General features: G+C 59.1%; 10 protein-coding genes and 1 pseudogene. 5 read left to right on the plus strand and 6 right to left on the minus strand.

Going from position 1 to position 10858, the window contains the following annotated elements; all coding sequences use genetic code 11:
* Positions 1-137: 137 nt before the first annotated feature.
* From INT12_RS29645 to INT12_RS29650, 3 genes and pseudogenes are all read right to left on the minus strand, one after another.
* Positions 138-1724 carry an ABC-F family ATPase gene (locus INT12_RS29645; RefSeq protein ID WP_026140064.1) on the minus strand — a complete coding sequence of 529 codons (1587 nt, stop codon included), beginning with the start codon at positions 1722-1724 and terminating at the stop codon, positions 138-140.
* Positions 1725-1744: 20 nt separating this feature from the next.
* Positions 1745-2061 (minus strand): annotated as a pseudogene (locus tag INT12_RS31540) (site-specific integrase); the annotation flags it as partial.
* A 145-nt stretch (positions 2062-2206) separates the two neighbouring features.
* Complete coding sequence (locus INT12_RS29650; protein WP_269784461.1) at positions 2207-2704, minus strand: FMN-dependent NADH-azoreductase; 498 nt, start codon at positions 2702-2704, stop codon at positions 2207-2209.
* A gap of 192 nt (positions 2705-2896) precedes the next feature.
* On the opposite strand from INT12_RS29650, the gene INT12_RS29655 reads away from it, so the two are divergent.
* A complete protein-coding gene (locus tag INT12_RS29655) occupies positions 2897-3709 on the plus strand; it encodes a class I SAM-dependent methyltransferase (protein ID WP_193040609.1) in 813 nt (270 codons plus the stop codon).
* Between the two features lie 135 nt (positions 3710-3844).
* Here the strand turns inward: INT12_RS29655 and INT12_RS29660 are convergent, their stop codons facing one another.
* Entirely contained in the window at positions 3845-4231 is a 387-nt protein-coding gene (locus tag INT12_RS29660) for a TIGR03067 domain-containing protein (protein WP_193040610.1), read from the minus strand.
* A gap of 386 nt (positions 4232-4617) precedes the next feature.
* On the opposite strand from INT12_RS29660, the gene INT12_RS29665 reads away from it, so the two are divergent.
* Both INT12_RS29665 and lpxO read left to right on the plus strand, forming a co-directional pair.
* The gene (locus INT12_RS29665; protein WP_193040611.1) at positions 4618-5961 is read left to right on the plus strand and encodes an LPS O-antigen chain length determinant protein WzzB; all 1344 of its coding nucleotides are present in this window, start codon (positions 4618-4620) and stop codon (positions 5959-5961) included.
* Between the two features lie 259 nt (positions 5962-6220).
* Positions 6221-7120 (plus strand): lipid A hydroxylase LpxO, encoded by a 900-nt coding sequence (gene lpxO / locus INT12_RS29670; RefSeq protein WP_193040612.1) that lies wholly within the window; start codon positions 6221-6223, stop codon positions 7118-7120.
* Between the two features lie 18 nt (positions 7121-7138).
* Here the strand turns inward: lpxO and ligD are convergent, their stop codons facing one another.
* Positions 7139-8644, minus strand: a complete 1506-nt coding sequence (ligD, locus tag INT12_RS29675) for a DNA ligase D (RefSeq protein WP_046486478.1) — start codon at positions 8642-8644, stop codon at positions 7139-7141.
* A gap of 212 nt (positions 8645-8856) precedes the next feature.
* Between ligD and INT12_RS29680 the strand changes: the two genes are divergently transcribed.
* Together INT12_RS29680 and INT12_RS29685 are read left to right on the plus strand one after the other, a co-directional pair.
* On the plus strand, positions 8857-9174 hold the full coding sequence (locus tag INT12_RS29680) for a hypothetical protein (protein ID WP_057005536.1): 318 nt from the start codon (positions 8857-8859) through the stop codon (positions 9172-9174).
* 22 nt (positions 9175-9196) lie between these two features.
* Entirely contained in the window at positions 9197-10354 is a 1158-nt protein-coding gene (locus tag INT12_RS29685) for a PQQ-dependent sugar dehydrogenase (protein WP_017847268.1), read from the plus strand.
* A 36-nt stretch (positions 10355-10390) separates the two neighbouring features.
* Here INT12_RS29685 and INT12_RS29690 read toward each other — a convergent pair.
* Positions 10391-10858 (minus strand): DUF1348 family protein (locus INT12_RS29690; RefSeq protein ID WP_193059144.1); only part of this gene is annotated, 468 nt, incomplete at its 5' end.

Raw genomic sequence — 10858 nt, forward strand, 5'->3', positions numbered from 1 at the left:
GGCGGTGAGGGCATCATCGCAAGGGCTCGGGGGAAAAGAAAGCACCCTAACTATCAACCCGGCTGACCGACAGATACAAAAAAGCCCCGTCGCAGTGGACGGGGCTTTTTCTTGTCGCTAACAGCTGATCGCAGTGCTTAGAAGACCACGCCTTGGCTGCGCAGGTAGTCGTCATAGGTGCCGCTGAAGTCGATCACGCCGTTGGCGCTCAACTCGATGATGCGGGTGGCCAGGGACGATACGAACTCACGGTCGTGGCTGACGAAGATCAGCGTGCCCGGGTAGTTTTCCAGTGCCAGGTTCAGCGCTTCGATGGATTCCATGTCCAAGTGGTTGGTCGGTTCGTCCATGATCAGCACGTTCGGCTTTTGCAGGATCAGCTTGCCGAACAGCATGCGACCTTGTTCGCCACCGGAGATGACCTTGACCGACTTGAGGATCTCGTCGTTGGAAAACAGCATGCGCCCCAGGGTGCCGCGGATCACTTGCTCGCCCTGTGTCCACTGGCCCATCCAGTCGAACAGGCTCATGTCGTCTTCGAAGTCGTGGGCGTGGTCCTGGGCGTAGTAGCCCAGTTCGGCGGCGTCGGTCCACTTGATGCTGCCGGCATCCGGCGTCAGTTCGTTGACCAGGGTGCGCAGCAGGGTGGTCTTGCCGATACCGTTCGGGCCGATGATCGCCACGCGCTCGCCGGCTTCAACCTGAAAGCTGAAGTCCTTGAACAGCGGCTTGCCGTCGAAACCTTTGGCCATGCGATCGACGATGACCGCCTGGCGGTGCAGCTTTTTGGTTTGTTCGAAACGGATGAACGGGCTCACACGGCTCGAAGGCTTGACCTCGGCCAGCTGGATCTTGTCGATCGCCTTGGCACGGGAAGTGGCCTGCTTGGCTTTCGAGGCGTTGGCCGAGAAGCGGCTGACGAAGGATTGCAGTTCGGAGATCTGCGCTTTTTTCTTGGCGTTGTCCGACAGCAGTTGCTCGCGGGACTGGGTCGCCACGGTCATGTACTCGTCGTAGTTGCCCGGGAACAGGCGCAACTCGCCGTAGTCCAGGTCAGCCATGTGGGTACATACGCTGTTCAGGAAGTGACGGTCGTGAGAGATGATGATCATCAGGCTGGAGCGCTGGGTCAGGATGTTTTCCAGCCAGCGGATGGTGTTGATGTCCAAGTGGTTGGTCGGTTCGTCGAGCAACAGCACTTCAGGGTCGGAGAACAGCGCCTGGGCCAGCAATACGCGCAGTTTCCAGCCGGGGGACACTTCGCTCATCGGGCCGAAGTGCTGTTCCAGCGGGATACCCAGGCCCAGCAGCAGTTCACCGGCGCGGGATTCGGCGGTGTAGCCGTCCATCTCGGCGAACTCGGTTTCCAGCTCGGCCACGGCCATGCCGTCGTCTTCGCTCATTTCCGGCAGCGAGTAGATGCGATCGCGCTCGGCCTTGACCTTCCACAGTTCTTCGTGACCCATGATCACGGTGTCGAGCACGGTGAATTCTTCGTAGGCGAACTGGTCCTGGCGCAGTTTACCCAGGCGCACATTCGGTTCCAGCATGACCTGGCCGCCGGACGGGTCCAGGTCGCCACCGAGGATTTTCATGAAGGTCGACTTGCCGCAACCGTTGGCACCGATCAAACCATAACGGTTACCGGCGCCGAATTTGACCGAGACATTCTCGAAGAGCGGCTTGGCGCCGAACTGCATGGTGATGTTAGCTGTGGAGATCAATTACTTTACCTATCAATAGCTTAGGGTGCGCTTATTTGAGCTGGGACCAATTTGGGACCAATCTGGAGCTCTTCCGATTCGCTCCAGTCCGAGCTTGGGTTGATCCAACGCGCATAAGTCGAGAGCAGCATCTGCGCACGATGGCCGAGCTGCTGGGAAATGAAGGCGGGGTTCATGCCAGACATACTGCATATTGTCGCATAGGTGTGACGACAGTTGTATGGCGGTCGACAATGGATGTTCAACACTTTCGGTGTTGGAACCCACTACGGTGCAGGTCGGTCGTCTGCTTCACGCACTCCGAGTGCGTCGGAGGCGAGAAAATCAACGGCATTTTCAAGTCGGATAAAAGGTCCAATCGGAGTCGCAACTTTTTGGGCAGAGCGAAACGCGTACCGCTCAGTTGCTGCCGCATAAGTGAATCCCCGTTTAACCACACGTAGTCGATCGAGCAGAGTCGTATGGTTAAGGAAAACAGCTGTCTAAACCAGCGACTTTTGAATTTGATGATCAAATGTCTCTAGAAAGTCGTGCATGCTGAGTTCTCCGAGATCTACGGTTTTAGCGCCGCCGGCCGCGATAAAGGTTATGTCAGTGATACCCAGGACGTTCAGGATCAGTTTCAAATAGTGGGTCGCAATGTCACGGTCTTTAATCGGCGAGTCGTCGGTATATACACCTCCCGAGGCGAGCAGCACTGTTGCTTTTTTACCGGTCACCAGTCCTTTGCCATCAACGCCCAGGGTCAGGCCTTTACGCACCACATGATCGACCCAGGCCTTGAGTGCCGCAGGGACGTTATAGTTGTAGACGGGTGTTGAAATAACCAAGTGATCGGTTTCCAGCAACTCGGCCGCAAGTTCATCGGATAGTTGCAACACCGCTTTCATTTCAGGCGAATGTTGGGGGGCGGGGGTGAAGTAAGCCTGTAACCAGGGGGCTGTCATGAAGGTCAGCGGGGTGTCCGTTAGATCCCGTATTTAGGCAACGCAGGCCGATGGTTGCTGAATGACCTGACCCGTCGTCTGTGCCTGTGAGGGTACGAAGATGACCGAGGTCGGCGGTTTGGTGACCTGGGCCGAGAGATAAGTTCGGCCGCAGGCGAGGGTTTCATCTGACGGGCAATTGGCTTATTTTCCGTAGCTCACTGTAACCGACTTTCTGGAGACGCAATGGACATGCCCTCAGCCCAGCAGGCGATTGCCAGCAACAAGGACGCCTGGGACGAATCCGCCCAACTGCACAAAGACACGGACACCTGGAGGGCGCTGCTGGCCTCGGTCGCCGAACCGGGTTTTTCGTGCCTGGACCCGACTCTCACCGCCTTGTTGCAAGATGTCGGTGTTGCCGGCAAAGACGTGGTGCAACTGTGTTGCAACAACGGCCGCGAAAGCTTGTCGTTATTCGGCCTGGGCGCACGCACGGTCGTCGGCGTGGACCAATCCCGTGCCTTTCTCGATCAGGCTCGGGAACTGGCGGCACTCTCACCCTACAGCCCGGAATTCATCGAAACCGATATCCACCATTTGCCCGAGCGCTTGCACGCACGCTTCGATATCGCCCTGGTGACCATCGGCGTATTGGGCTGGATGCCGGATGTGGCGCGGTTCATGCGCCAGGTCGCCACAACGCTGAAGCCCGGCGGCACCCTGGTGATGTACGAAACCCACCCGTTCCTGGAAGTGTTCGACCCGCTGGCAGCCAATCCGCTGCTGCCTGCCAGTTCGTACTTCCAGCGTGAGCCTTTTGTGCTGCAAGAGTCGATCGTCTATGAAGGGCAGAGCGCGGTCGCGGGGCCGACGTCCTACTGGTTTGTACACACGCTGGGCAGTGTGGTCAGCGCAGCGATTGCGGCGCGGTTGCAGATCGCTCATCTGCAAGAGTACCCGCATTCAAATCGCGAAGAACTCTACGACCAGTACGAGGATCAGGCGGCCCAGTTGCCGCTGTGTTTTACCCTGACGGCGACCAAGCGCCTGCCCTGAGCTGTTTTGCGCGTAAAAAAAGCCCGCCGGGGGAGGCGGGCTAAGGGATTCACTGGAGTAGGTAGGCTTCACCCTATAGACCGGAAGGTGAATGCTTTGTGAAAATCACGTCGCAAGTTCAGATGGGCGCGGGGCTCAGGATCGACGCACGAATGTACGCATTGTCTGCCCGGGGCCGGTGCTGAATACACACGGTCGCGGCATGCCTTCATCCGCCGCGATGAATACGAACTCGTCTCCTTCCAGGCGGTAGCTGGCCGGCAGCAGCTTGCCCGCGTCATCCCCCATGGCATCGATCCAGGTGATGCTTTTGGGATGGGTGGTGCTGTCCAGGAAGAATCGGCCTGCCAGTAGTCGTTTGCCATCAACGGTGAGCACTTCAAAGTGATCGTCGGTAAGGGTGGTGATTGCACCGGGGGCGCTGTGGGCGTCGGGCGGGTTGAGCACGCCGCTGTCTTCGAGCGAGATCTGCTGCCATGTGCCCTGCAGGGCTTGGTAGTCCGAGTCGGAAATGGATGTCATACAAATTCCTTTTTGTTGAGGCGCATAGCGCTGAATAGCGCGACCGAACGGTCAGAAAAAGCCGGGTATATACAGGTTTATCCGTAGGAAGCTCCGTGTTATCAGGCTTTTATCGCGATTTTTTCGAGTGCGAGCAGCTATTTAACAAACTTTTGACTATTCTTGTGACAAGAATATTCCTACTTGATGAACGCCAGTGGCAATGATCGCTTGAATGAAGGGAAACAAACTTTAATAGCGTGGGATTTTTCGTCTGAGTGAGTGGTCAGATAGCGATTGGTTAGCCTGCTCTGTGGGCTTCAGGGCGTTGTCCCTGATTCTTTACTGGGGTATTCAGGTTTTTGACGGTGATGGCCGTTTAGTATCATTTTTAAGGTGCTTTCATTTTGAATCGAACTTCCCCGCATACTGTTTCTAGCTCTTCAGATGAAATCGACCTGCTTGAACTGTTTCACTCGATTTGGCAGCAAAAAAAACTGGTAGTGGGGTGTACGATTCTGGCGGGCGTGCTCGGCGTCGGTTATGCCTTCCTGGCGCCGCGGACATATGAGGTCAGCAGTGTCTTGCGCCCGGCGGCGATCAATGAACTGGATGCATTGAACCGTTCCGAAGTCTACAAGTTGCCACCGGCCGATGCGTTGTCGAAGGTGGGTGCGCGGTTGGACTCTTATGAGGCGAGGCTGGGCTTTTTCAGATCCCATGAGCAATTGTTCACTGCGTTCCAGAAGCCTGGGCAAAGCCTGGAGCAGAGTTTTGAAGACTTCAACCGCAACTCGGTCAACTTGATTCTGCCGGACCCGAAAAAGTCAGACTCGTTGAGCAGTTATATCCGCCTGGAGTTGCAGTACCCGAGCGATGTGGACGGTGTGGCGATTCTGAACGGCTTTGTCGACTACGCCATTGCGGCGGAGCGCGAACAAGTCGGTGCGGACCTCAAGGTGATCGTCAACAACCGCCTGAATGAACTCAAAGGCAAGATCGACGCTGAGCGCGCCAACTACGATACCGATAAGGAATCGAAGATCGCCAAGCTGTTGGAAGATGACCGACTCAAGCGCGCCCAGTTGCAAGATGAACTCAGTGCCCTGCGCCTGCAGATGAAAATGGAGCGTACCAACCGCCTGGCAGAGCTGTCGGAAGCCATTGCCATCGCCAAGTCCATGGGTATCAAAACGCCGACCACGCCATCGTCCATGGCGGATGCCGCACGAGGCGGTTCGAGCCAGGTGATGCGTACCGAGGTCAACAACCAGAAGATCCCGCTTTTCTTCCTCGGCACCGAGGCCCTGGAGGCCGAGCGCGTTGCGCTACAACAGCGGACCAGCGACGACTTTACCAACCCTCGCGTCGCCGAGATCGGCAAGGAGTTGCAACTGCTGGAGGTCAACCGTGAGGTTGAAGTGCTGCGCAAGCGTGGGAATGAAGACATCTTCCTGCAGGATGTTGAACCGCTTCGTGCTGAAGTTGCGCGCTTGCGTAATCTCAACATCGACATGAGCAACCTCAAGCTGGTCACCGTCGACCGCCGCGCCCAGGAGCCTCTGGCGCCGATCAAACCGAAAAAAGCTCTGGTGATCGCCTTGAGCCTGGTCGCGGGGTTGATCCTCGGCTTGTTCATCGCACTGGTCCGCCATTTTGTGCTGACCCGGCGCGAAACCGTGCCTTATTCGAGCTTGGAAGACGGGCGCTTTTCCCGGCGTGAGCGCAAGGATGATCAGCCGCTGCCGTAACGTTTAATGCGAAAGGGCTTGTCCCATGACAAGCCCCCGTGCCCCCTCCAATTACAATCAGTGGACAGCTTTTCACAATTCTTAGTTAACCTTTAGTTACAGATTGTGGCTAAATATCGGGTGATGGTTATGAACCGAAGGGTTATCCGCCGGTCGTGCCGCCTGTATGTGAATTGTGATTTCATGTGCTGCTATCCAACCTCGGCCGTCGTGGGCCCGCAGGAGCAGCCTGTTTTCTCCTGACTTGTGACGAAATCCATTGAAACTCATTATTGTTTTCCTCTACGTTGCCTCTATTGCGTATGTCCACCTGCGTGGCCGGGTGCGGCATAAACTGAGACGCCAGCTCAGCGATCACTCTACGTTCCTGGCGCCGATCAACTGCTTTCTCTACCTGTTCTCCAAGCTACCCAGCCGACCGTATCTCTCACCCAGCGACTTCCCGGACCTGAGCCCACTGCAGGAGCATTGGGAAGAAATCCGCCAGGAAGCCCATACCCTGATGCAGGCGGGCGCGATCAAGCGTTCGGACCAATACGACGACGTTGGTTTCAACTCGTTCTTCAAGTCGGGTTGGAAGCGCTTCTACCTGAAATGGTATGGCGACAGCCACCCCTCGGCGATGAAGCTGTGCCCGCGCACCACCGAGTTGCTGCAGAGCATCGGCTCGGTCAAGGCCGCGATGTTCGCCGAGTTGCCGCCGGGCTCCAAGCTGGTGCGCCACCGCGACCCTTACGCCGGTTCCTATCGCTACCACTTGGGCCTGGATACCCCCAACGATCCGGGGTGCTACATCAATGTGGACGGCGAGAACTACTCCTGGCGCGACGGCGAACCGGTGATGTTCGACGAGACCTATATCCACTACGCAGAAAACGCCACCCAGAAGAACCGCATCATTCTGTTCTGTGACGTCGAGCGGCCGATGCAGTACCGCTGGGCGGCCGCGTTCAACCGCTGGTTCAGCCGCACGGTGATGGCCGCCGCCGGCGCGCCGAACGACGCGGGCGACAAGACCGGCGGCCTGAACCGTGCGTTTAGCCGCTTGTACAAAATCCGCCTGCGCGGCAAGGAACTCAAGAAGCGTAACCGCACGCGCTACTACCTGGAAAAGTGGGCGATCTTCGCGGTGCTTGCGCTGATCTTCATCCTGATCTGAACCTCGACGTGGCGCGACTCACTGCGGTGGCGTCGCGCCCAACGTGTCCCACATCTGTTTGCTGAGCCTCTGCCTGTTGGCATAACCCGCCCACGGGTCGCCCTTCAAACCCTGCAACCGCTGTTGCAGGTTGGCGACCGTCCACTGCTGGGCACCGCGCAACCCCTTCAACTCCTCGCGACTGACCGGCACCGACACCGGCAGGCCGGGGCGTGCGCGCACTGAATAGGCCGCCACCGTACTGGCACCGCGCGCGTTACGCAGGTAATCGATGAAGATCTTGCCCTGTCGATTCTTCGGCCCGGAGGTGGCGGTGAAGCGTTCCGGCAGGCGTTGGGTCATGAACTGGGCGATCGCTTTGGCGAAGGCTTTCACGGTGGCCCAATCATCGCGGCGCGCCAGCGGGATCATCAGGTGCAGGCCTTTGCCGCCGCTGGTCTTGACGAAGGCTTGCAGGCCCAACTCGTCGAGCACCGACAAGGTCAACTGCGCCGCCTCCAGCATGGCTTTCCACGGCAGGGCCGGATCGGGGTCGAGGTCGAGGACGAACAGGTCCGGAGTTTCGATCTTGTCCGAGGTGGCACCCCAGGTGTGCAGTTCGACGGTACCCATCTGCACCGCACCGATCAGGGCGGCGAGGCTGTCGATCTGCATCAGGCGCGCATGGTCAGGGTCCAGGCGCTGGTCCAGTTGCTTGATATGGGGAATCGCCAGGTGCTCCGAGTGCTTCTGGAAAAACTGCTCGCCGTCGATGCCCTCCGGCGCCCTCAGCAAGGAAACGGGGCGGTGACGCAGGAAGGGCAGCAGCCATTCGCTGATGCTCTGGTAAAACTGCGCCAGTTGCAGCTTGCGGGTGCCGCTGGCGAGATCGATGACGCGCTCGGCATGGGTGATCTGCACACCGGCGAGGGTGACCGACGCGGCGGTCTTTTGCGGCGCGGGCGTGGGCCTGGCGTTCCCCACGCAGGCACCGCTGAGCACGCTTTGCGGCTGGGCTTCGGTGATGTCGTAGTCGCTGGCCGGGCGGGCGTGCCGGTCGTTTTCCTTGATCAGCAGCCACCGTTCCTTGTCGCCGCTGCCTTTGAGGTGGGTGCGTACCAAGACCCAATCGCCTGAGAGTTTTTCGCCGGCCAGGGTGAATTCCAGTTTGCCGGCGGCGTAGGCGGTTTGTGGATCGTCGTGGGGGTGCCAAATGCCACGGTCCCAGACGATCACATCGCCGGCGCCGTATTGGCCGGCCGGAATGCTGCCTTCGAAACTGCCGTAACTCAAAGGGTGGTCTTCGACTTGCACCGCCAGGCGTTTCTGGCTGGGGTCGAGGCTGGGGCCCTTGGGCACCGCCCAGCTCTTGAGCACGCCATCGAGCTCAAGGCGCAAATCGTAGTGCAGATTGCGTGCGTCGTGCTTCTGGATCACGAACGTCAGCGCCGATGCATTGCGCTGCGCGCCCGATGCGGCGCCGGAAGGTTCGGCGGTGATCTTGAAGTCGCGTTTGCGGTTGTATTCGCTCAGGGGCTTTGCCATATCGTGCTCCCTATCTTGGTCGGCTCAAGAGGCCTTTTCGCTGGCTTTTTACACACCTGGCATCCGTGCGATCGCTGGCGTGGAAGTTGCGGTGCGCGGATGCTCAGACAGAACGTGTTACATCTAATGAGAAACTATTTAGTTACCAAAGGCGAACCCAAAGCGTAGCGTGGTATCGAAAGCATGTACTCCTCGTCCCAAGAGGCTTTGTCATGATCACCTGTGTGCGACACCTTGCAGCATTGGCGCTAGGCCTGGCGCTTTGCGCCAGTGCCCAGGCGCAAAACCTGCCCGGCAGCAATGACGCCAACAATAGCCCGATCCACCGGGCCAATCCCAACAGTATGCAGGGCACCCAGCCCAATGCGCCGGCGATTCGCGGCATCCAGACCGGGCCGACCACGCGCACGCCGACCCTGGAAAACGGCGGCATCGGCAATCGCTATCCGCAACGCCAGGCTGCGCCCAGCCGCCCGGCGACGGAAATCAAAGCCCCCACGGTTGACGCCAACGGCAATCGCCGGCCTTGAGCGCCGGTAAGGACCCCGTCTTATGTCTCTACGCAAAACCCTGCTTGCCGCATGTTGCGCAAGCGCCTTATTGCCGCTGACAACGCTGTATGCCGCCGAAGCCCAGCAGTTTCCCAGCGAACAAGGCAGCATCAGTGCCACGCCGATCGCCAAAGGCCTGGATCATCCGTGGGCCGTGGCGTTTTTACCGGACAAACAGGGCTACCTCGTCACCGAGCGTCCCGGCCACCTGCGGGTCGTCAGCCCGGATGGCAAATTATCGGCGCCGCTGACCGGCGTGCCTGAGGTCTGGGCCAAGGGCCAGGGTGGTTTGCTCGATGTGGTGCTGTCGCCGGACTTCAAACAGGACCGCCTGGTGTACCTGTCCTATGCCGAAGGCGGCGGCAAGGGCGGCACAGCCGGCACTGCGGTCGGTCGCGGGCGGTTGGCGGATGACCTGAGCGGTTTGCGCGACTTCAAGGTGATCCTGCGCCAGGAGCCCAAGCTCTCCACCGGCAATCATTTCGGCTCGCGCCTGGCCTTTGATCGCGACGGCTACCTGTTCGTCACCCTGGGTGAAAACAACGACCGGCCCACCGCCCAGGACCTGGACAAGCTGCAAGGCAAGGTGGTGCGGATCTACCCGGACGGCCGCGTGCCGGATGACAACCCCTTTGTCGGGCAGCCGGGCGTGCGCCCCGAAATCTGGTCCTACGGCCAGCGCAATCCGCAGGGTCTGGCGTTGAACCCGTGGAACGGCACGCTCTGGGAAAACGAGCACGGGCCGCGTGGCGGAGATGAAATCAACATCATCGAACGCGGCAAGAACTACGGCTGGCCCATGGCGACTCATGGCATCAACTATTCGCTGACACCGATCCCCGAGGCCAAGGGCAAGGTGGTGGACGGTACTGTGGCGCCGCACCATGTGTGGGAGAAATCCCCGGCGATCAGTGGCATGGCATTCTACGATGCCGACCGCTTCCAGGCATGGCAGCACAATCTGTTCATTGGCGCACTGGCCAGCCGGGAGCTGATTCGCCTGCAGTTCGACGGCGACAAGGCGATCCATGAAGAGCGCTTGCTCGGCGGCTTGAATGCGCGGATTCGCGACGTGCGGCAAGGGCCGGATGGCTTTTTGTATGTATTGACCGATGAGGATGATGGGGTGTTGTACCGAGTGGGTCTGAAGCAGGATTGAGCAATAAGCCGCAAGCTTCACGCTTGCGGCTACAGGCTAGAGTCCCAACTCCGACAGCCCCGGATGATCGTCCGGACGCCGCCCCAACGGCCAATGGAACTTGCGCTCGCTGTCCTTGATCGGCATGTCGTTGATGCAGGCAAAGCGGTTGGCCATCAGGCCGTGCTGGTCAAATTCCCAGTTTTCGTTGCCGTAGGAACGGAACCAGTTACCCGAGTCGTCGTGCCACTCATAGGCATAGCGCACCGCGATACGGCTATCGCTGAACGCCCACAACTCCTTGATCAACCGGTAATCCAACTCCTTGGCCCATTTGCGGCTGAGGAAGTCTTTGGCTTGTTCGCGGTTGTAGGCGAATTCAGCGCGGTTACGCCACTTGGTGTCCAGGGTGTAGGCCAGGGACACCCGATGCGGGTCGCGGGAGTTCCAGCCGTCTTCGGCCAGGCGGACTTTTTCGATGGCCGACTCGCGGGTAAACGGCGGCAGGGGTGGGCGGGTTTCTGC

Source organism: Pseudomonas sp. K8 (genome assembly GCF_014889455.1).
Lineage (GTDB): Bacteria > Pseudomonadota > Gammaproteobacteria > Pseudomonadales > Pseudomonadaceae > Aquipseudomonas > Aquipseudomonas veronii.